18 protein-coding genes and 1 pseudogene are annotated in these 20323 nt (G+C 57.3%); 11 read left to right on the forward strand and 8 right to left on the reverse strand.

Translation table 11 applies throughout. The annotated features are described in order from the left end of the window. Positions 1 to 20: 20 nt before the first annotated feature. The 8 genes and pseudogenes from J3P92_RS15620 to J3P92_RS15655 form a co-directional block, all read right to left on the reverse strand. Positions 21 to 1067: a pyridoxal phosphate-dependent aminotransferase gene (locus J3P92_RS15620; protein ID WP_434648133.1), complete on the reverse strand. Its 1047-nt coding sequence runs from the start codon at positions 1065 to 1067 to the stop codon at positions 21 to 23. Continuing rightward, positions 1064 to 1807 (reverse strand): class II aldolase/adducin family protein, encoded by a 744-nt coding sequence (locus tag J3P92_RS15625; protein ID WP_434648135.1) that lies wholly within the window; start codon positions 1805 to 1807, stop codon positions 1064 to 1066. Before J3P92_RS15625 ends, J3P92_RS15620 begins: the two co-directional genes overlap by 4 nt. Next, positions 1800 to 2591, reverse strand: a pseudogene (locus J3P92_RS15630) (C-terminal binding protein). The gene J3P92_RS15625 and the pseudogene J3P92_RS15630 overlap by 8 nt, the downstream one beginning before the upstream one ends. A 245-nt stretch (positions 2592 to 2836) precedes the next feature. Further along, complete coding sequence (locus J3P92_RS15635) at positions 2837 to 3826, reverse strand: ornithine cyclodeaminase family protein (protein WP_434648138.1); 990 nt, start codon at positions 3824 to 3826, stop codon at positions 2837 to 2839. Between the two features lie 52 nt (positions 3827 to 3878). Next, positions 3879 to 4619, reverse strand: a complete 741-nt coding sequence (locus tag J3P92_RS15640; protein WP_434648141.1) for an SDR family NAD(P)-dependent oxidoreductase — start codon at positions 4617 to 4619, stop codon at positions 3879 to 3881. A 42-nt stretch (positions 4620 to 4661) separates the two neighbouring features. Further along, positions 4662 to 5186, reverse strand: a complete 525-nt coding sequence (locus tag J3P92_RS15645; RefSeq protein WP_434648144.1) for a MaoC family dehydratase — start codon at positions 5184 to 5186, stop codon at positions 4662 to 4664. Between the two features lie 10 nt (positions 5187 to 5196). Beyond that, the gene (locus J3P92_RS15650) at positions 5197 to 6024 is read right to left on the reverse strand and encodes an HpcH/HpaI aldolase/citrate lyase family protein (RefSeq protein WP_434648147.1); all 828 of its coding nucleotides are present in this window, start codon (positions 6022 to 6024) and stop codon (positions 5197 to 5199) included. A gap of 8 nt (positions 6025 to 6032) precedes the next feature. Continuing rightward, a complete protein-coding gene (locus J3P92_RS15655; RefSeq protein WP_434648150.1) occupies positions 6033 to 7271 on the reverse strand; it encodes an aminotransferase class I/II-fold pyridoxal phosphate-dependent enzyme in 1239 nt (412 codons plus the stop codon). 1137 nt (positions 7272 to 8408) lie between these two features. Between J3P92_RS15655 and J3P92_RS15660 the strand changes: the two genes are divergently transcribed. The 11 genes from J3P92_RS15660 (at position 8409) to nuoL (ending at position 20310) form a co-directional block, all read left to right on the forward strand. Further along, positions 8409 to 8822 (forward strand): NADH-quinone oxidoreductase subunit A, encoded by a 414-nt coding sequence (locus J3P92_RS15660; RefSeq protein ID WP_030141323.1) that lies wholly within the window; start codon positions 8409 to 8411, stop codon positions 8820 to 8822. Between the two features lie 10 nt (positions 8823 to 8832). Then, on the forward strand, positions 8833 to 9507 hold the full coding sequence (locus J3P92_RS15665; RefSeq protein WP_039592874.1) for a NuoB/complex I 20 kDa subunit family protein: 675 nt from the start codon (positions 8833 to 8835) through the stop codon (positions 9505 to 9507). 72 nt (positions 9508 to 9579) lie between these two features. After that, positions 9580 to 11361, forward strand: coding sequence for an NADH-quinone oxidoreductase subunit C/D (nuoC, locus tag J3P92_RS15670; protein WP_434559593.1), 1782 nt, complete (start codon positions 9580 to 9582; stop codon positions 11359 to 11361). Between the two features lie 2 nt (positions 11362 to 11363). Next, positions 11364 to 11861 (forward strand): NADH-quinone oxidoreductase subunit NuoE, encoded by a 498-nt coding sequence (nuoE, locus tag J3P92_RS15675; RefSeq protein ID WP_092196990.1) that lies wholly within the window; start codon positions 11364 to 11366, stop codon positions 11859 to 11861. Further along, the gene (gene nuoF, locus J3P92_RS15680) at positions 11858 to 13216 is read left to right on the forward strand and encodes an NADH-quinone oxidoreductase subunit NuoF (protein WP_420765866.1); all 1359 of its coding nucleotides are present in this window, start codon (positions 11858 to 11860) and stop codon (positions 13214 to 13216) included. Before nuoE ends, nuoF begins: the two co-directional genes overlap by 4 nt. Positions 13217 to 13358: 142 nt before the next feature. Next, positions 13359 to 16073: an NADH-quinone oxidoreductase subunit NuoG gene (gene nuoG / locus J3P92_RS15685; protein ID WP_420765865.1), complete on the forward strand. Its 2715-nt coding sequence runs from the start codon at positions 13359 to 13361 to the stop codon at positions 16071 to 16073. Beyond that, on the forward strand, positions 16070 to 17077 hold the full coding sequence (gene nuoH, locus J3P92_RS15690) for an NADH-quinone oxidoreductase subunit NuoH (protein ID WP_039592869.1): 1008 nt from the start codon (positions 16070 to 16072) through the stop codon (positions 17075 to 17077). The genes nuoG and nuoH overlap by 4 nt, the downstream gene beginning before the upstream one ends. Before the next feature lie 11 nt (positions 17078 to 17088). Next, positions 17089 to 17637 (forward strand): NADH-quinone oxidoreductase subunit NuoI, encoded by a 549-nt coding sequence (gene nuoI, locus J3P92_RS15695; RefSeq protein ID WP_215005602.1) that lies wholly within the window; start codon positions 17089 to 17091, stop codon positions 17635 to 17637. A 9-nt stretch (positions 17638 to 17646) separates the two neighbouring features. Then, positions 17647 to 18147: an NADH-quinone oxidoreductase subunit J gene (nuoJ, locus tag J3P92_RS15700; protein ID WP_186609331.1), complete on the forward strand. Its 501-nt coding sequence runs from the start codon at positions 17647 to 17649 to the stop codon at positions 18145 to 18147. Positions 18148 to 18151: 4 nt separating this feature from the next. Next, the gene (gene nuoK, locus J3P92_RS15705) at positions 18152 to 18460 is read left to right on the forward strand and encodes an NADH-quinone oxidoreductase subunit NuoK (RefSeq protein ID WP_003180046.1); all 309 of its coding nucleotides are present in this window, start codon (positions 18152 to 18154) and stop codon (positions 18458 to 18460) included. Further along, on the forward strand, positions 18457 to 20310 hold the full coding sequence (gene nuoL, locus J3P92_RS15710) for an NADH-quinone oxidoreductase subunit L (RefSeq protein WP_420765863.1): 1854 nt from the start codon (positions 18457 to 18459) through the stop codon (positions 20308 to 20310). Before nuoK ends, nuoL begins: the two co-directional genes overlap by 4 nt. The last annotated feature ends 13 nt before the right edge of the window (positions 20311 to 20323 follow it).

Below are 20323 nucleotides of genomic sequence, written 5' to 3' on the forward strand. Positions count from 1 at the left end.
CTGATCACCGACTCCCTGAATTATCGCCATTTTAAATGCCTGGAGATCAGAAGGCGCCGGAACGACCACGCGCAAAATGTTTTCAAGCAATCCGAAACTGTGAGGATATTTTGAGCAATCGCATATGCGATATTTGCCTTGGCGAAAGCCTTCGCGAGACGACCGTCACGCTGATCTTCCAGCAGCAAAAAATTTGTTTCGCTATCGAAAACAATAATTCCATAAGCCCGCGAAAATTCGATGATCTCGCGCTTCACACGGGCTAGTTCGCAGTGGGCTCGCTCCAATGCTTTACGGTTATTCAGACAGAAAAGGGCTGCTTTCACAGCAACGTGATTTACATCCCACGGCCCTCGCACTTTCAACAACTCGTTAATTGACTCCGAATGTGTGACGACATAACCCAGGCGCAGCCCCGCCAGACCGAAATACTTGGAAAACGAACGAATTATAAACAAATGCCTAACGGCTCCGCATAGGTCGAGACAGGTATGTTGTAAATACTCAAAGTAGCACTCATCAACAATCAGTGGTTTGTCCAACTCCACACAAGCCTCAATCAAAATCCTCAGTTGCTCAGTGTCAATTCGCACCCCTAAAGGATTATTGGGGTTACATAGGATCAGTCCTTGGCAGTTGTGCAGAGCATCGAGAACAACTCTGGTCGAAAGCGTAAAACTTTGTGCCTGCCTCTCAAATCCCACAATCACCGGTTCGACGCCAGCCACGGAGAGCATTTGGTAGTAGAAGGAAAACACCGGAGAAGGGATGACCACCCGGTCCCCCTGAGAGAACAGTAAGCGTACTACCAAATCGATCGCCTGATCCGCTCCATTGGTCAGAAGCAAATTGTCAGTCGAAGTTTTGCAGTAATCTGCCAGCTCGGCCAACAGCGATTGATAGTTTGGATAAGTAAACAGATCCTGCACCTTTAGTTCGGCAGCAAGAAACTCTGTTAGAAAACCGTCTAGAAACTGATTTTCGTTTAAATCCAGCAAAATTGACGATAGATCGCGTTCAGGCGCCTCCCACGACGCGGACCGCCGTATATCTTGATTAATTTTCATTTTAGCGGACTCCCGTAAATCACCTGCTCACCTAGCTCATACATTTGCCGTACCTGTTCTTCGCTGGTATACAACACTGATTTACCTGTCGCTGCCGACAAACATTGGCTAGTAATTAGCCGAGTGATTTCCGCAGTAAACGCCACTGCACGATGAAAAGCCTCAGATAAGTCGCGCCCAAAGCTGGTGATGCCGTGTCCTGGCATTACAATACAGTTGGTGTCATGAGCACATTGCCTGATGGCGCTCACATCCAGCTCAATGTTGACACCTTCACCAAGGATGCAAGGCGGCTTACCCATTACAAGCGCGGTGTCATTCGAAACGTATTCCATTTCTTGCCATCGCATGACAGCAAAAAAGGAAATGACGTCGTTAGGATGAAGATGCACAGTGGCATTGACGTCGGAGCGGCAACGCATGATCTCCCGGTGCATCTGGTGTCCTATACTGGGCCGAAAACGACCATGCAATAGCTTGTTGGACTGTAGGTCCAAGACCGCCAGATGCTCAAGATCACACTCTTCCAGCGACACTCCTCGATGCTTGGTATAGACCACCTCTCGTCGCCAATACGGGCAGTTGCTACGTATCGCAATGTTGCCAAGGGTATTGACCAATAACTGCCGCGCTGCCAAGCGTTGGCCGTATTGAAGAATGCTGTTCCCTATAGCCAAGTCGAACCAGGCTGGCAAACCAGACTTCAAGGACTCAGTATCTGCTAGTTTTAACTCAGGCATACCCCTTCTCCTCCACCTGTGCGCAACCTGGATTGATTACGGTGTCGACTCTTTCGCCCCGCAACAGCCCCAGTAATGCTGATAAAGCATTGGTCTTTAACTCTACTAGGGACTGTTTGCTGTAAAACGCCGCATGAGGGGTCAGCACTACGCGCTCATGATCGATAAGCGCTTGTGGAGGGGCTGGTTCCTCCTCAAGGACGTCTAGCATGGCCGTTTAAACATGCCCAGAGTTCAACGCCCTGAGCAACGCGTCAGTATCTACGATTGCACCACGCGCCGTATTGACCAGTGTTGCGCCACGCTTGATACGTGAAAAAAACCTATCGTTGAGCAGGTGTCGGGTGTCGGGGGTAAGAGGCAGATGCAACGATATGACGTCTGCCTTGGAAAGCAATGACTCCAATGACTCACCTTGCGCAATGCCCTCAACGCATCGTTCAACGCAAGGATCGTAATAGCAAACTTGATAGCCCATGGCAGCCGCCCTATGGGCCAACGCCCGTCCGGTCGCCCCGTAACCGATTAGGCCCAAGACAGTATCACTGCAAGCTTTGACCTCACCGGAATGCGACCTCCAGTTCCAACCACCTCGCCTAATATCTGCGGCGTAATCGTAAAGCTTTCGCTGGGCTGAAAGGATAAGAGCCATCGCATGCTCAGCGACTTCCTCGACGCCCACCGAACCAATATTGGAAAGCAAGATACCCTTTGCGCTCAAGGCCTCGATATCGACGTCATCTACACCGATGGTTGCTTTCACCAACGCGCGACAGCGATGCATTTTGGCAATTAAGGGTTTATCGATGACAACCGAGTGAAAGGCAACAATTCCATCCGCTCAAGCTAATTGGTCATCGGATGGATTGGATGTAACCTCTAGCAAATATGGCCTTAGCTCTGACTCCCTGGAATACTCACCAGCCTCAACATAATTCGCTCGTATTGAATCAATCATCAGAATGTTCATATACACCTATCTTTCCCTGTCGGTTATAAATCTTTTCAGAGCATCCATTACCCGAGGCGCTAGTTACACATATAGTCGCAGCTAAAGCCGACCTGATTATCCATTGCATATTTATAAATTAAAGCAGCGACCACCATATCTTGACTGGCATGCCCAACGCTGCGGAAATAACTTAATCCACGCTTTAGCGGTATAGAGGGAGGATTATCCGTAACCAATTCACTCATCTGCTGGATATCTTTCTCCCCAATCAGGGACCGCGCCAAAGCCTGCGCTACTTCTCCCGACTCACATCGAGCAGCCCCTAGATGATCGACATATACTTGGGCAATAGCCAACACCTCAGGATCGATTTCACATGCCAGCTTGGAACCGCCGCCAATAGCATTCACGTGGGCGGATGGCTTCAGTTGGTGCGCACTAATCAAAGGCTGCGAGCCATCATGGGACGTCGTCGTGCATACGATATCTGCGTTCTTGAGCGCCTCATCTATATTTCGGACCGCAGTAATCGACAACGACAGCTCAGTGGAAAGACGTTCAGCCAGCAATTCACTCTGGTAGAACCGACGCGAAAATATTTTGATCTCTCCTAACTCACGAATCGTCGCTATTGCCTCTATATGAGCGGCAGCTTGTGCCCCCGCGCCGATAACCGCCAAGTTGAGCTGCACGCGCGGACACAGTTTGTCCGTCGCCAATGCACTCATGGCGCTGGTACGGGTGGCAGTGAGAGCCGTGCTGTCAAGCAAAGCAAGTAGCTGCCCGGTTTCAATATCCATCAACAGCACCGCCCCGTTGACGGCCGACAAACCGCGCGCCGCGTTACCGGGATGAAACGATGAAATCTTGACTCCCAGCGTCTGGCTCGCTGGAAGAAACGCTGGCATAAACAGTGAAAAAGCGTTTTGCCGTTCATGAGCGATGATCAGACGCTGTGGAGCCACTGGCGAGGCCAATGCGAACGCCTTATGAGCGTCTTCGAGTGCTTGGACAAGCCTTGGAAAATTGACACACTGTCCAATATCTTCGCGGTTTAGCAGCAGCATGCTAATTCCTCGTTCCGCAATGTTTGAACCGGCTTTCTGTAGCAGCTGACCTTCATGCCTGAGTGCCTCCATCCACAGGCATGGCGATGCCGGTGATGAACGACGCTTCCTGTGAACTCAACCAATAGACCGCGCTGGCGACCTCCTCCGCCTCGCAGATACGATTCAATGGGTGAGAGCTACCAACGTCATCCAGACGTCCGCCCAGGATGTCCTGTGATAAGGGGGTGCGGACAAACGCCGGGCACACTGCGTTAATGCGAATGCCATAAGGCGCATACTCCCTTGCCGCAGCCCTGCTCATCCCCACCAAAGCATGTTTGCTTGCGGAGTAAACCGAACCACCCGTAACACTCGCCCGAAGACCTGCTAGCGAAGCCACATTGACGATACTGCCGGCACCCAAGGCTCGCATTTGGGGTAATACAGCTTTCATGCACAGCCATGGAGCCCTGACATTGGTTGCCATGACATCCTCGAAAACAGCGTCGGAATAGTCTTCAGTCCGCGTGAATGAAGAGCCCTCGATGCCAATACTGTTCACAAGGCAATTCACCGATGAGTGATCAGTTGCCACCCTTCGAAAAAAATCTCCGAGGGCCTGAGGATCGCGCAAATCAACCTCATAGCCGTAAGCTCGACCTCCCGCGTCTAGAATGCGTTCACACAACGCTATGTTCTGCGCCCGGCGTCGCCCACAAACGATGACCTCGTATCCTTCTCTTGCAAAACGCCATGCGCAGGCTTCACCGATTCCTGAGTTTCCACCAGTAATAACAGCAAGCTTGGTCATGACACATTCCTGTTTGTTTTGATCAAATTCTAAAAAGACTACCTACCCGATAGGATAATCTTGCGCAGCGTCTTTGTTCGGAACTAAAAATGTGCGTAAGTAGGTAATCACTGGTGTTCCGCATTGCTTACGACCGATAACCTTGATAGTGACAATCCCCTGTCCGGGTCGCGACCGGGACTCACGCTTGGAAACGACCTCACTCTCCGCGTACAGGGTGTCGCCTACATAAACCGGACAAGGCAAACGAATTTCATCCCAACCCAGATTCGCGATCGCTCGGGCGCTCATGGTCGCCACCGTCATACCGCTGACAATTGACAACGTAACCGAACTGTTAACTAGAAGTTTCTGGAATTCAGTTTGTTGCGCATAAGCAAGATCAATATGAGCAGGATGGTTATTCATATTGATTAATGACTGCCATATATTATCGAGCTCTGTCACGGTACGACCGGGCCGATGCTCGAAAATATCACCTATCACAAATTGTTCGAAATACAACCCATGCGATTCGCGGTATCGGTTCTCACCAATCCGGTCGTGAGCCAAAACCATCGGTCCCATAAACTATTCCTTATCGCCCCAACTCGTGAGCCCGCTGAATCACTTTTATTGCTTGTTTTACAAACGGGGGCCCGACCATAAGATTCTTCAATTTAGTAATCTTTTCGCCGCTATTCTCCGCTGCCTGCACAACTGCCAGTGCGTGTTCATACTCAGCATTGGACGGTGTAAACATCTCATTGATAAGAGGAATTTGCTTTGGATGTACGGCTGTCTTGCCACTAAAACCCATATTACGAACATCGCTACATTCTTGCAGGAGGCCTGCCTCGTTATCGAGTTGGAAATAAGCTGTGTCAAACACAGGTATGCCCCCCGCGCTACCAGCGGACACGATACTCGCGCGCGCATGCAGCATATTGTTCCACCCTCCGATCGTGACACCTAGGCTGGCCGCATAGTCCGCCGAACCAAAAATCAGTCCGTCAGCGCTGGAAGCAATGTCATGAATATTACGCAAACATCCCGGCGTCTCGACCGTAACCAATATTTTGGGACTTTCTTCGCTACGGCTCAAATTGGCCCGAACAACGTCTATTTCAGCAGCCGCTTCGGTCATAGCCATAATGATGAATTCCGGGCGATGATTAAGTGACTGCACTAAAAGCAAATCTAGCAATCCCTGATTATCACGCAGCGGGTTAATGCGCAGGGCCGTGCGCTGTATAACACTGGAATTATAAAACTGTGCCACAAATGTTCTGGCTTGGGCTTTTTGCAATACCGGAACGCCATCCTCTAAATCTATGACCATGACATCAGCCAAGGCACTTTTAACATACTGTTCAGGATGCAAGGCGGAGCAGTACAACAAGCTTCTTGGTACGAGATTAGACATTACGGCCTCTATATATTTGCAGATTTCGGGAGCAGGCTGGCCATTTCAATCTCGGCTTTGACTGCGGAGCAAAAGCCCAAAATATCGCTCGACGACATATCGGCACGCATCATTACGCGCAAGCCAGATTTATTTCTTGCCACGATAGGGAAAAACACGGCGGATGAATAATATCCCCGCTTGAACACACCCTCGGAAACGCTTATAGCCATATCCGGGCTTTCGAGTGGAATAACCCGAATCGGTAGACGCGACCCGGCATGATCAGTAGCAAACACGCTGTCAAAAAGTCGAATATTGGAGTTGAGCCTATCTTGCAGCGTGGCCAGTTCACCGGTTTCATGGATATCCAGAGAGGCCATTGCCGCGCCCATTGTGGCTGGATTAACATATTGAGAGTAGGACATCGGCCCGCCAAAACGCCTAAAAACCTGGTGGTACTTAGCTTTACTGGACATAAAAATACCGCCACCATTGGCCCCAAAAGCTTTTGCCAAGGAATAGACTAATATTGTTCGCGGATTCAGTTCCGGCGTAAAAGTTCGAACATAGCCTTCGCCCTTCTCGCCGTAGGCACTCAAGGAATGAGAGTCATCAAAATAAAGAAACAAACCATACTTATCCTGCAACATCAAAAGCTTTTCAACTGGCGCACTCCCTCCCATGCTATAGGCTCCGTCAGCAACGTAAGCCACCAGTGGATATCGCTTGCACATGTCCTCGATAAAATCAACGTCATTATGGTTGCACGTCACAACTTGAGTTTCATCACCACAAATAGCTTTGACCTGATTCAAGGCAAAATGGGCATGCTTATCAAAAATCAAAAACGGCCGCTGTCCCTCGGTAAACATACCGGCTGCGAGCAGGGGTAAAGAAGCAACGATACCCGCACTGCAGGACGTCGCCGTGAATGCTGTGCAGTCAAAATGCGCCGACAAGCGGTCTTCCAGCTCGTCGAGCTCCTTCAATCTTATTCTGATGCAAGAGGTGGGTAAATTCACCGTACCGCAGCTCAACACATAATCCGCCGCACGCTGAGCCAGACGCTCGTCGACCTCAAGGCCGAGATATGAGCAAGAACACATATTTATGAAGGAATGACCATTCTGATCTTCCATCCGGCCCCGCTGGACATGCCGAATACTTAAATCAGTCAAACCAGATATCTGTGCAAGAGCCCAAGAAGGGTTGCCAATCTCAACAGAGCGGGCTGTATTTATGTAATTATTTATTTTCTCCGACATACGAGACTTCCTTGCATTTTGAATGGAAAGCCAAACAAGAATACCTTTATACCTTCGGGCATTAGCCTCGCTCAGCCCTCGCCCAACAATCAACTCTAATATCCCGCAAAATTACAGCCCAGGAACACTCCGGCATACAAAATTCAATATTCCGTAGGAAATTACTTACAATTATCACCAGCTTGTATTATTCCGCACTGGATGTTTCTAAAAGATCCTGATCGCAGCATCAAAACCGCACTTTTATTTTTGATTTATCTAATCTGCACTCGGACCAATATTGAAGACACCGCAAGTGCTACCGACCTTGCCTTGAATGGCCCGGCGCCAAGCACTGATCTCAACCGAATGACGGGAAGCATCAGAAACGGGATGACTCCATTGCCATACGCCGAGTCTTTACGATTCAAAGGTCCTGCGGCTTTGTGGCTGAGCTATGGTTGCCATAGCCAGCCGGAGACATGGGGTCACCGGGGGGACAAGCACAAATAAGGCACTGCAGAGCCAGCCAAGGAAAGCCACCTCGTTTCTCCACGCGGTTTCGCTGAAGCGACCTACTCTATAGAAGCAAGTCCGCACCTGTGGGAGCCTGACTCACCTGCGCCGAACGACAATGCTGTCTGCCTCGGGACCGCATCTGTGACATCGCGAGCGAGCTTGGCTCCCACAGGAGCGGCCCTGCATAAGGAGTCGCCGCCAGAGCGCCACACCACATTTCGTCGATGCGCTCCGACAAAAAATTGATCGAACGCAGTATCGGGCAGTCTGAAAAGGAGTAAAACGGCCGCCGCCGACAACAGCAGTTGCGACGAGGCAAGGCAGGTTCTCAGTTACAACATCAAGATCCGATAGAAACACTGCCACAAACAATAACAATTATCATTTGAGAATCATCATCATTGTTACAAACGATAAGAAATTCGATTGAGAATTTAACAGCCAATCCCCGCCCCGCCGGGGCTGCGGGGTCACGGAGGCGCGCTATGTCCTTATCCCAATAAATAATTTCGCCATTGGAATTTTACTTGCCCGGTGTTTAGCCATAAAATCACCGCGATTGATTGCTGCGACATATCGTCACTGCGTTATTTCTTTTTGAAGCTCAGAGACCTTTGCTCTCTGTTAAGGATTTCCAGCATGCCCGAAGCGACAGGACTCATGGCCCACAATTGGGGCTTTGCCATTTTCCTTCTGGGCGTCGTCGGCCTGTGTGCCTTCATGCTCGGCGTGTCGAGCCTGCTCGGGTCAAAAGCCTGGGGCCGCAGCAAGAATGAACCGTTCGAGTCCGGCATGCTGCCTACCGGTGGCGCCCGCTTGCGGCTCTCAGCCAAATTCTATCTGGTCGCGATGCTCTTCGTGATCTTCGATATCGAAGCCCTTTTTCTCTTTGCATGGTCTGTGTCCGTCCGCGAAAGCGGCTGGACCGGATTCGTCGAAGCTCTCGTTTTCATAGCAATTCTGTTGGCAGGTCTTGTCTACCTTTACCGGGTGGGAGCTCTTGATTGGGCTCCGGAAGCTCGGCGCAAGCGGCAAGCGAAGCTGAAACAATGAGGCTTTGGCAATGCAATACAATCTCACCAGGATCGACCCCGATGCTCCTAACGAGCAGTATCCGATCGGCAAGCGGGAAACCGTCGCCGATCCGTTAGAAGATCAAGTCCACAAGAACATCTTCATGGGCAAGCTCGAAGACGTGCTGAACAGCACGGTCAACTGGGGTCGCAAGAACTCCCTTTGGCCGTACAACTTCGGCCTTTCGTGCTGCTACGTGGAAATGACCACCGCCTTCACGGCGCCCCACGACATCGCGCGCTTTGGCGCCGAAGTGATCCGGGCATCGCCGCGCCAGGCGGATTTCATGGTTATCGCCGGTACGCCGTTCCTGAAAATGGCCCCCATCATCCAGCGCCTGTACGAACAGATGCTGGAACCCAAGTGGGTCATTTCCATGGGCGCCTGTGCCAACTCCGGCGGCATGTATGACATTTACTCCGTGGTCCAGGGGGTCGACAAATTCCTCCCCGTGGATGTCTACGTGCCCGGCTGCCCGCCCCGCCCCGAAGCGTTCCTGCAAGGCTTGATGCTGCTGCAGGAATCCATCGGCCAGGAGCGTCGCCCACTGTCCTGGGTCGTCGGTGATCAAGGCGTCTATCGCGCCGACATGCCGTCGCAAAAGGAACAGCGCCGCGAACAGCGAATCGCAGTCACGAATCTGCGCAGCCCCGACGAAGTCTGATCCAGCTCTGCTCTGTAGAAGAAACGAGAACCTGGCTTCATTCTTTACGTTGACCGAAAGCGATAAATAACCATGACTACAGGCAGTGCTCTGTACATCCCGCCTTACAAGGCAGACGACCAGGATGTGGTCGTCGAACTGAACAACCGTTTTGGCGCAGAGGCGTTCACGCTCCAGTCGACCCGCACCGGCATGCCGGTGCTTTGGGTTGCCCGCGCCAAGCTGATCGAAGTCCTGACCTTCCTGCGCAACCTGCCCAAGCCGTACGTCATGCTCTATGACCTGCATGGCGTGGACGAGCGTCTGCGCACCAAGCGCCAGGGCTTGCCTGGTGCCGATTTCACCGTGTTCTACCACCTGTTGTCGGTGGAGCGTAATAGTGACGTAATGATCAAGGTCGCCTTGTCCGAAAGCGACCTCAGCGTGCCGACCGTGACCGGCATCTGGCCGAACGCCAACTGGTACGAGCGTGAAGTCTGGGACATGTTCGGCATCGATTTCCCCGGCCACCCGCACCTGACGCGCATCATGATGCCGCCGACCTGGGAAGGTCACCCGCTGCGCAAGGACTTCCCGGCCCGTGCCACGGAGTTCGACCCGTACAGCCTGACCCTGGCCAAGCAGCAACTCGAAGAAGAGTCCGCGCGCTTCAAGCCTGAAGACTGGGGGATGAAGCGTTCCGGTGCCAACGAGGACTACATGTTCCTCAACCTGGGCCCGAACCACCCTTCGGCCCACGGTGCGTTCCGCATCATCCTGCAGCTGGACGGCGAAGAGATCGTCGATTGCGTTCCGGACATCGGCTACCACCACCGTGGCGCCGAGAAAATGGGTGAGCGCCAGTCCTGGCACAGCTACATCCCCTACACCGATCGCATCGACTACCTTGGCGGGGTAATGAACAACCTGCCGTACGTCCTGTCGGTGGAAAAACTGGCGGGCATCACGGTGCCGGACCGTGTCAACGTGATTCGCATCATGATGGCCGAGTTCTTCCGTATCACCAGCCACCTGCTGTTCCTGGGCACCTACATCCAGGACGTGGGCGCGATGACGCCGGTGTTCTTCACGTTCACCGACCGCCAGAAAGCCTACACCGTGATCGAAGCCGTCACCGGTTTCCGCCTGCACCCGGCCTGGTACCGCATCGGCGGCGTGGCCCACGACCTGCCGCGCGGCTGGGAAAAGCTGGTCAAGGATTTCGTCGAGTGGATGCCCAAGCGCCTGGACGAATACACCAAGGCCGCCCTGAAGAACAGCATCCTTCGCGGCCGAACCGAAGGCGTGGCCGCCTACAACACCAAGGAAGCGCTGGAATGGGGCGTTACCGGCCCGAACCTGCGCGCCACCGGCCTGGACTTCGACCTGCGCAAGGCGCGCCCGTATTCCGGCTACGAGAACTTCGAGTTCGAAGTCCCGCTGGCGACTCACGGTGACGCCTATGACCGCTGCATGGTTCGCGTCGAGGAAATGCGCCAGAGCGTCAAGATCATCGAGCAGTGCATGCGCAACATGCCGGAAGGCCCGTACAAGGCGGACCACCCGCTGACCACGCCGCCACCGAAAGAACGCACGCTGCAACACATCGAGACCCTGATCACCCACTTCCTGCAAGTTTCGTGGGGCCCGGTCATGCCGGCCAACGAATCCTTCCAGATGATCGAAGCGACCAAGGGCATCAACAGTTATTACCTGACGAGCGACGGCGGCACCATGAGCTACCGCACCCGGATTCGCACCCCAAGCTACCCGCACCTGCAGCAGATCCCTTCGGTGATCAAAGGCAGCATGGTCGCGGACTTGATCGCGTACCTGGGTAGTATCGATTTCGTTATGGCCGACGTGGACCGCTAAGCATGAACAGCACGCTTATCCAGACTGACCGTTTCGCCCTGAGCGAAACCGAGCGCTCGGCCATCGAGCATGAGCTGCATCACTACGAAGACCCGCGCGCGGCGTCGATCGAAGCCTTGAAGATCGTCCAGAAGGAACGTGGCTGGGTGCCTGACGGCGCACTCTACGCCATCGGCGAGATCCTCGGCATCCCGGCCAGCGACGTCGAAGGCGTCGCTACCTTCTACAGCCAGATTTTCCGCCAGCCCGTAGGCCGCCACATCATTCGCGTCTGCGACAGCATGGTCTGCTACATCGGCGGCCACGAATCGGTGGTCGGCGAGCTCCAGAGCAAGCTGGGCATCGGCCTGGGCCAGACCACCGCCGACGGCCGCTTCACCCTGCTGCCCGTGTGCTGCCTGGGCAACTGCGACAAGGCACCGGCGCTGATGATCGATGACGACACCTTTGGTGACGTCAAGCCGGACGGCGTCGCCAAACTGCTGGAGGGCTACGTATGACCCTGACTTCCTTCGGGCCCGCCAACCGCATCCAGCGTTCGGCCGAAACCCATCCCCTGACGTGGCGTCTGCGTGACGACGGCGAAGCGGTATGGCTGGACGAATACCAGGCGAAGAACGGCTATGCCGCCGCGCGCAAGGCATTCGCCGACATGGCCGCCGATGACATCGTCCAGACCGTGAAGGACGCCGGCCTCAAGGGCCGTGGCGGCGCGGGCTTCCCCACCGGCGTGAAATGGGGCCTGATGCCAAAGGACGAGTCCATCAACATCCGCTACCTGCTGTGCAACGCGGACGAGATGGAACCCAACACCTGGAAAGACCGCATGCTGATGGAGCAACTGCCCCATCTGCTGATCGAAGGCATGCTGATCAGTGCCCGCGCGCTGAAGACCTACCGTGGCTACATCTTCCTGCGTGGCGAATACACCACCGCCGCCAAGCACCTGAACCGTGCCGTGGAAGAAGCCAAGGCCGCTGGCCTGCTGGGCAAGAACATCCTGGGCTCAGGCTTCGATTTCGAGCTGTTCGTCCACACCGGCGCCGGGCGTTACATCTGCGGTGAAGAAACCGCGCTGATCAACTCCCTGGAAGGCCGCCGCGCCAACCCACGCTCCAAGCCGCCCTTCCCCGCCGCCGTCGGCGTGTGGGGCAAGCCGACCTGCGTGAACAACGTCGAGACCCTGTGCAACGTTCCGGCGATCATCGCCGACGGCGTCGACTGGTACAAATCCCTGGCCCGTGACGGCAGTGAAGACATGGGCACCAAGCTCATGGGCTTCTCCGGCAAGGTCAAGAACCCTGGCCTGTGGGAACTGCCGTTCGGCGTCACCGCTCGCGAGCTGTTCGAAGACTACGCCGGTGGCATGCGCGACGGCTACAAGCTCAAGTGCTGGCAGCCCGGCGGCGCCGGCACCGGTTTCCTGTTGCCGGAACACCTGGACGCACAAATGTATGCCGGTGGCATCGCCAAGGTGGGCACCCGGATGGGTACCGGCCTGGCGATGGCGGTGGACGACAGCGTCAACATGGTTTCGCTTCTGCGCAACATGGAGCAGTTTTTCTCGCGCGAATCCTGCGGTTTCTGCACCCCTTGCCGCGACGGCCTGCCCTGGAGCGTCAAGCTCTTGATGGCCATCGAGAAAGGCCAAGGCCAACCCGGCGACATCGAGACCCTGCTGGGCCTGGTGGGTTTCCTCGGCCCAGGCAAGACCTTCTGTGCTCACGCACCGGGTGCCGTGGAGCCGTTGGGCAGCGCCATCAAATACTTCCGCCCTGAATTCGAGGCCGGCATCGCGCCAACCCGCGCGGACGATCTCAATCAGGTGGTCTCGCCGACCATGGTCGGCGCGTAACGACGCTTAAAAAGGCGAAGGGTCCGTGCCCTTCGCCTTTCGTTCGATGACGCCTCTTTACCGAGGCTGTTTGGAATCGGACGAACGACAAGATTCCATTAGCCACGCCCGCTGACACCGGGCCAACGAAGAACTTTGAACCATGGCCACTATCCACGTAGACGGCAAAGAGCTCGAAGTCGATGGCGCAGACAACCTGTTACAGGCATGTCTGTCGCTGGGCCTCGACATTCCTTATTTCTGCTGGCACCCCGCCCTTGGCAGCGTTGGCGCCTGCCGCCAGTGCGCGGTCAAGCAGTACACCGACGAGAACGACAAGCGTGGTCGGATCGTCATGTCTTGCATGACCCCCGCCACCGACGGCAGCTGGATCTCCATCGACGACGAAGAAGCGAAAGTGTTTCGCGCCAGCGTCGTCGAATGGTTGATGACCAACCACCCTCACGACTGCCCGGTCTGTGAGGAAGGCGGCCATTGCCACCTGCAAGACATGACCGTGATGACCGGCCACAACGAGCGCCGTTATCGCTTCACCAAGCGTACCCACCAGAACCAGGATCTCGGCCCGTTCATTTCCCACGAGATGAACCGCTGCATCGCCTGCTACCGTTGCGTGCGTTTCTACAAGGACTACGCCGGCGGCACCGACCTGGGCGTATTCGGCGCCCACGACAACGTCTACTTCGGTCGCGTTGAAGACGGCACCCTGGAAAGTGAATTCTCCGGCAACCTCACCGAGGTCTGCCCGACCGGTGTGTTCACCGACAAGACCCACTCCGAGCGCTACAACCGCAAGTGGGACATGCAGTTCGCGCCAAGCATCTGCCACGGCTGCTCCAGCGGTTGCAACATCAGCCCGGGCGAGCGTTACGGCGAACTGCGCCGCATCGAAAACCGCTACAACGGTTCGGTGAACCAGTACTTCCTGTGCGACCGTGGCCGTTTCGGCTATGGCTACGTCAACCGCAAGGATCGCCCGCGCCAGCCGCTGCTCGCAAACGGCGCCAAGCTGAGCCTGGACGAAGCCCTGGACAAGGCCGCCGAGCTGCTGCGCGGACGCAACATCGTCGGCATCGGTTCGCCTCGCGCCAGCCTGGAAAGCAACTACGCCCTGCGTGAGCTGGTCGGCGCCGAGCACTTCTACAGTGGCATCGAGGCCGGCGAGCTGGAACGCATCCGCCTGGTGCTGCAAGTGCTCAAGGACAGCCCACTGCCCGTGCCGACGATGCGCGACATCGAAGACCACGACGCAGTGTTCGTCCTCGGCGAAGACCTGACCCAGACCGCCGCCCGCATGGCCCTCGCCCTGCGCCAGTCGGTCAAGGGCAAGGCCGAGGACATGGCCGACGCCATGCGCGTCCAGCCATGGCTCGACGCCGCCGTGAAGAACATCGGCCAGCACGCGCTGAACCCGCTGTTCATCGCCAGCCTCGCTGAAACCAAGCTCGACGACGTGGCCGAAGAATGCGTCCACGCCGCTCCGGACGATCTGGCGCGCATCGGTTTTGCCGTGGCCCACGCCCTGGATGCCAGCGCCCCGGCCGTCGACGGCCTGGACAGTGAAGCAGCCGCCCTCGCCCAACGCATCGCCGACGCCCTGCTGGCCGCCAAGCGTCCGCTGATCATCGCCGGCACCTCCCTGGGTTCCAAGGCGCTGATCCAAGCCGCGGCCAACATCGCCAAGGCACTGAAGCTACGCGAAAAAAATGGCTCCATCAGCCTGGTTGTACCTGAGGCCAACAGCCTCGGCCTGGCCATGCTTGGTGGCGAATCGGTCGACGCGGCGCTGCAAGCGGTGATCGACGGCAACGCCGACGCCATCGTCGTGCTGGAGAACGACCTGTTCACCCGCACCGACAATGCCAAGGTCGATGCCGCCCTGAGCGCCGCCAAGGTCTTGATCGTCGCCGACCATCAGAAAACCGCCACCACCGACCGCGCCGACCTGGTGCTGCCGGCGGCAAGCTTCGCCGAAGGCGACGGTACGCTGGTCAGCCAGGAAGGCCGCGCCCAGCGCTTTTTCCAGGTTTTCGACCCGCAATACCTGGACGCCAGCATTCTGGTCCACGAAGGCTGGCGCTGGCTGCACGCCCTGCGCGCCACCCTGCTGAACCAGCCGATCGACTGGACGCAACTGGACCACGTCACGGCCGCCGTTGCCTCGAGCACTGCGCAACTGGCCGGTGTGGTCGACGCCGCGCCGTCCGCCGCGTTCCGCATCAAGGGCCTGAAACTGGCTCGCGAACCGCTGCGCTACTCCGGTCGCACCGCGATGCGCGCCAATATCAGCGTCCACGAACCGCGTACTCCGCAGGACAAGGACACCGCGTTCGCCTTCTCCATGGAAGGTTACTCGGGCTCCGCCGAACCGCGCTCGCAAGTGCCGTTCGCCTGGTCGCCGGGCTGGAACTCGCCGCAGGCCTGGAACAAGTTCCAGGACGAAGTCGGCGGCCACCTGCGTGCCGGTGATCCGGGCACTCGCCTGATCGAAAGCCAGGGCGATGGCCTGGGCTGGTTCGCCAGCGTCCCACGTGCCTTCAACCCGGCACCGGGCACCTGGCAGGTCGTGCCGTTCCATCACCTGTTCGGCAGCGAAGAGAACTCTTCCAAGGCCGAGCCTGTGCAGGAGCGCATCCCGGCCGCCTACGTGTCGCTGGCCAAGTCCGAAGCCGATCGCCTGGGCGTCAACGACGGTGCCCTGCTGAGCCTGAACGTGGCTGGCCAGACCTTGCGTCTGCCGCTGCGCATCAATGAAGAACTGGGCGCCGGCCTGGTGGCCCTGCCGGCTGGCCTGGCGGGTATTCCACCGGCGATTTTCGGCAAAACCGTCGACGGTCTGCAGGAGGCAGCGCAATGAGCTGGTTCACCCCTGAAGTGATCGCCGTGATCCTGACGGTCCTCAAGGCCATCGTGGTCTTGCTGGCCGTGGTGGTCTGCGGCGCGTTGCTGAGCTTCGTCGAACGTCGCCTGCTGGGCTGGTGGCAGGACCGCTACGGTCCGAACCGCGTCGGCCCGTTCGGCATGTTCCAGATCGCCGCCGACATGGTGAAGATGTTCTTCAAGGAAGACTGGACGCCACCGTTCGCCGACAAGGTGATCTTCACCCTGGCACCGGTCGTGGCCATGAGCGCCTTGCTGATCGCCTTCGCGGTCATCCCGATCACCCCGACCTGGGGCGTGGCGGACCTGAACATCGGCCTGCTGTTCTTCTTCGCCATGGCCGGCCTGTCGGTGTACGCGGTGTTGTTCGCCGGTTGGTCGAGTAACAACAAGTTCGCCCTGCTCGGCAGCCTGCGGGCCTCGGCCCAGACCGTGTCCTATGAAGTGTTCATGGGCCTGTCGCTGATGGGCATCGTGATTCAGGCCGGCTCGTTCAACATGCGCGACATCGTCGAGTACCAGGCCCAGAACCTGTGGTTCATCATTCCGCAGTTCTTCGGCTTCTGTACCTTCTTCATCGCTGGCGTGGCCGTGACTCACCGTCACCCCTTCGACCAGCCGGAAGCGGAACAGGAACTGGCCGACGGTTACCACATTGAATATGCCGGCATGAAATGGGGCATGTTCTTCGTTGGCGAGTACATCGGCATCATCCTGATCTCGGCACTGCTGGTGACGCTGTTCTTCGGTGGCTGGCACGGTCCGTTCGGCATCCTGCCGCAACTGTCCTTCGTCTGGTTCGCCCTGAAGACCGCGTTTTTCATCATGCTGTTCGTTCTGTTGCGCGCCTCGATCCCGCGCCCACGCTACGACCAGGTGATGGATTTCAGCTGGAAATTCTGCCTGCCGCTGACCCTGATCAACATGCTGGTGACCGCTGCGATCGTTTTGATGAACGCGCCCGCGGCCGCGGTTCAGTGAGGATTTGACCCATGTTCAAATATATTGGCGACATCGTTAAGGGTACCGGTACCCAACTGCGAAGCCTGGTCATGATCTTCGGCCATGGCTTTCGCAAGCGCGACACCCTGCAATACCCGGAAGAACAGGTCTACCTGGCGCCGCGTTATCGCGGGCGCATCGTCCTGACCCGCGACCCTGACGGCGAAGAGCGCTGCGTGGCCTGCAACCTGTGCGCCGTGGCGTGCCCGGTAGGCTGCATCTCGCTGCAGAAAGCCGAGACCGAAGACGGTCGCTGGTACCCGGACTTTTTCCGCATCAACTTCTCGCGCTGCATCTTCTGCGGTTTGTGCGAGGAAGCGTGCCCGACCACCGCGATCCAGCTCACGCCGGATTTCGAAATGGCTGACTTCAAGCGTCAGGACCTGGTGTACGAGAAAGAAGACCTGCTGATTTCCGGTCCCGGTAAAAACCCTGATTACAACTTCTATCGTGTTGCAGGTATGGCCATTGCCGGCAAGCCGAAAGGCGCCGCGCAGAACGAAGCCGAACCGATCAACGTGAAGAGCTTGCTGCCTTAAGGAAGAAAGATGGAATTCGCTTTCTATTTCGCATCGGGTATCGCGGTGGTGTCCACGCTTCGTGTGGTCACCAACACCAACCCCGTGCACGCCCTGCTCTACCTGATCATTTCGCTGATCGCCGTGGCCATGACCTTCTTCGCCCTCGGCGCGCCGTTCGCCGGTGCCTTGGAAGTGATCGCTTACGCCGGCGCCATCATGGTGCTGTTCGTGTTCGTGGTGATGATGCTCAACCTCGGCCCGGCGGCGATCCAACAGGAACGCGCCTGGCTCAAGCCTGGCATCTGGGCGGGGCCGGTGATTCTCGCCGCCCTGCTGCTGGGAGAACTGTTGTATGTGCTGTTCGCCCACCAGAGCGGCCAGGCCATCGGCCACACCACCGTAGACGCCAAGGCCGTGGGCATCAGCCTGTTCGGCCCGTATCTGCTGGTGGTCGAACTCGCCTCGATGCTGCTGCTTGCCGCAGTCGTCACGGCGTTCCATTTGGGCCGTAATGAGGCGAAGGAGTAATCACATGCCTGCTATCCCTCTCGAGCATGGTCTGGCGGTTGCCGGCATCCTGTTCTGTCTCGGTCTGGTCGGCCTGATGGTCCGCCGCAACATTCTGTTCGTGCTGATGAGCCTGGAGGTGATGATGAATGCCTCCGCCCTGGCCTTCATCGTTGCGGGCGCTCGCTGGGCGCAACCGGATGGACAGATCATGTTCATCCTGGTGATCAGCCTGGCAGCCGCCGAGGCCAGTATTGGCCTGGCGATCCTGTTGCAGCTGTATCGCCGCTTCCACACTCTCGATATTGACGCTGCCAGCGAGATGCGCGGATGAACCTTCTTTTCCTGACTTTCATATTTCCCCTCATCGGTTTCCTGCTGCTGTCGTTCTCCCGTGGACGCTGGTCGGAAAACCTTTCGGCGCTGGTTGGCGTGGGCTCCATCGGCCTGTCTGCCATCGTTACCGCGTATGTGATCTGGCAATTCAACGTCGCCCCGCCGGAAGGTGGCGCGTACGTGCAGGTGCTGTGGCAGTGGATGGCGGTGGAAGGCTTCACGCCGAACTTCGCCCTTTACCTGGACGGCCTGTCGGTGACCATGCTCGGCGTGGTGGTCGGCGTGGGTTTCCTGATCCACCTGTTCGCCTCGTGGTACATGCGCGGTGAAGCCGGTTACTCGCGCTTCTTCGCCTACACCAACCTGTTCATCGCCAGCATGCTGTTCCTGGTGCTCGGCGATAACCTGTTGTTCCTGTACTTCGGCTGGGAAGGCGTGGGCCTGTGCTCGTACCTGTTGATCGGTTTCTACTACAGCAACCGCAACAACGGTAACGCCGCGCTCAAGGCCTTCATCGTGACCCGCATCGGCGACGTGTTCATGGCCATCGGCCTGTTCATCCTGTTCCAGCAGCTGGGCACGCTGAATATCCAGGAATTGCTGGTCAAGGCGCCCGAGCACTTCAAGGCCGGCGACTTCTGGATCGTCCTGGCGACCCTGATGCTGCTGGGCGGCGCTGTCGGCAAATCCGCGCAACTGCCGCTGCAGACCTGGTTGGCGGACGCGATGGCGGGCCCGACGCCGGTTTCGGCACTGATCCACGCGGCGACCATGGTCACCGCCGGTGTCTACCTGATCGCCCGTACCCACGGCCTGTTCGCCCTGGCGCCGGACATCCTGCACCTGGTCGGCCTGGTTGGCGGCGTGACCCTGGTGCTGGCCGGTTTTGCCGCGCTGGTACAGACCGACATCAAGCGCATCCTCGCCTACTCGACCATGAGCCAGATCGGCTACATGTTCCTGGCCCTGGGCGTCGGTGCCTGGGAAGGCGCGATCTTCCACCTGATGACCCACGCCTTCTTCAAGGCCCTGCTGTTCCTTGCCTCCGGTGCGGTGATCGTTGCCTGCCACCACGAGCAGAACATCTTCAAGATGGGCGGCCTGTGGAAGAAACTGCCGTTGGCCTATGCCAGCTTCATCGTCGGTGGCGCGGCCCTGGCGGCCCTGCCATTGGTCACCGCCGGCTTCTACTCCAAGGACGAGATCCTCTGGGAAGCGTTCGCCAGCGGTAACCAGGGTCTGCTTTATGCCGGCCTGGTGGGTGCGTTCATGACCTCGCTGTACACCTTCCGCCTGATCTTCATCGCATTCCACGGTGAAGCCAAGACCGAAGCCCACGCCGGCCACGGCATTGCCCACTGGCTGCCGCTGTCGGTGCTGATCGTGCTGTCGACCTTCGTCGGCGCCATGATCACCCCACCGCTGGCCGATGTGCTGCCGCAAAGCGTCGGCCATGCCGGCGGCGAAGCCAAGCACAGCCTTGAGATTGCCTCGGGCGCCATCGCCCTGGCGGGTATCCTGCTGGCTGCCCTGCTGTTCCTCGGCAAGCGTCGCTTCGTCACGGCCATCGCCAACAGCGGCATCGGGCGTTTCCTCTCGGCCTGGTGGTTCGCCGCCTGGGGCTTCGATTGGATCTACGACAAACTGTTCGTCAAGCCATACCTTGCGATCAGCCACATTCTGCGCAAAGACCCGCTCGACCAGACCATTGGCCTGATCCCGCGCATGGCAAAGGGTGGCCACACTGCCCTGAGCCGTACCGAGACCGGTCAACTGCGTTGGTATGCGGCTTCCATGGCGGCTGGCGCCGTGCTGGTTATCGGCGCCATCGTGCTGGTAGCGGTCTGATATGAACCTTGCG

This window comes from Pseudomonas sp. D3-27 (assembly GCF_051132165.1).
Taxonomy (GTDB): domain Bacteria; phylum Pseudomonadota; class Gammaproteobacteria; order Pseudomonadales; family Pseudomonadaceae; genus Aquipseudomonas.

Excerpts from the sequence above, each read along its gene's own strand:
- J3P92_RS15620 (WP_434648133.1), bottom strand. The coding sequence starts at position 1,067 with ATGAAAATTAATCAAGATATACGGCGGTCCGCGTCGTGGGAGGCGCCT.
- J3P92_RS15625 (WP_434648135.1), bottom strand. The coding sequence starts at position 1,807 with ATGCCTGAGTTAAAACTAGCAGATACTGAGTCCTTGAAGTCTGGTTTG.
- J3P92_RS15635 (WP_434648138.1), bottom strand. The coding sequence starts at position 3,826 with ATGCTGCTGCTAAACCGCGAAGATATTGGACAGTGTGTCAATTTTCCA.
- J3P92_RS15640 (WP_434648141.1), bottom strand. The coding sequence starts at position 4,619 with ATGACCAAGCTTGCTGTTATTACTGGTGGAAACTCAGGAATCGGTGAA.
- J3P92_RS15645 (WP_434648144.1), bottom strand. The coding sequence starts at position 5,186 with ATGGGACCGATGGTTTTGGCTCACGACCGGATTGGTGAGAACCGATAC.
- J3P92_RS15650 (WP_434648147.1), bottom strand. The coding sequence starts at position 6,024 with ATGTCTAATCTCGTACCAAGAAGCTTGTTGTACTGCTCCGCCTTGCAT.
- J3P92_RS15655 (WP_434648150.1), bottom strand. The coding sequence starts at position 7,271 with ATGTCGGAGAAAATAAATAATTACATAAATACAGCCCGCTCTGTTGAG.
- J3P92_RS15660 (WP_030141323.1), top strand. The coding sequence starts at position 8,409 with ATGCCCGAAGCGACAGGACTCATGGCCCACAATTGGGGCTTTGCCATT.
- J3P92_RS15665 (WP_039592874.1), top strand. The coding sequence starts at position 8,833 with ATGCAATACAATCTCACCAGGATCGACCCCGATGCTCCTAACGAGCAG.
- nuoC (WP_434559593.1), top strand. The coding sequence starts at position 9,580 with ATGACTACAGGCAGTGCTCTGTACATCCCGCCTTACAAGGCAGACGAC.
- nuoE (WP_092196990.1), top strand. The coding sequence starts at position 11,364 with ATGAACAGCACGCTTATCCAGACTGACCGTTTCGCCCTGAGCGAAACC.
- nuoF (WP_420765866.1), top strand. The coding sequence starts at position 11,858 with ATGACCCTGACTTCCTTCGGGCCCGCCAACCGCATCCAGCGTTCGGCC.
- nuoG (WP_420765865.1), top strand. The coding sequence starts at position 13,359 with ATGGCCACTATCCACGTAGACGGCAAAGAGCTCGAAGTCGATGGCGCA.
- nuoH (WP_039592869.1), top strand. The coding sequence starts at position 16,070 with ATGAGCTGGTTCACCCCTGAAGTGATCGCCGTGATCCTGACGGTCCTC.
- nuoI (WP_215005602.1), top strand. The coding sequence starts at position 17,089 with ATGTTCAAATATATTGGCGACATCGTTAAGGGTACCGGTACCCAACTG.
- nuoJ (WP_186609331.1), top strand. The coding sequence starts at position 17,647 with ATGGAATTCGCTTTCTATTTCGCATCGGGTATCGCGGTGGTGTCCACG.
- nuoK (WP_003180046.1), top strand. The coding sequence starts at position 18,152 with ATGCCTGCTATCCCTCTCGAGCATGGTCTGGCGGTTGCCGGCATCCTG.
- nuoL (WP_420765863.1), top strand. The coding sequence starts at position 18,457 with ATGAACCTTCTTTTCCTGACTTTCATATTTCCCCTCATCGGTTTCCTG.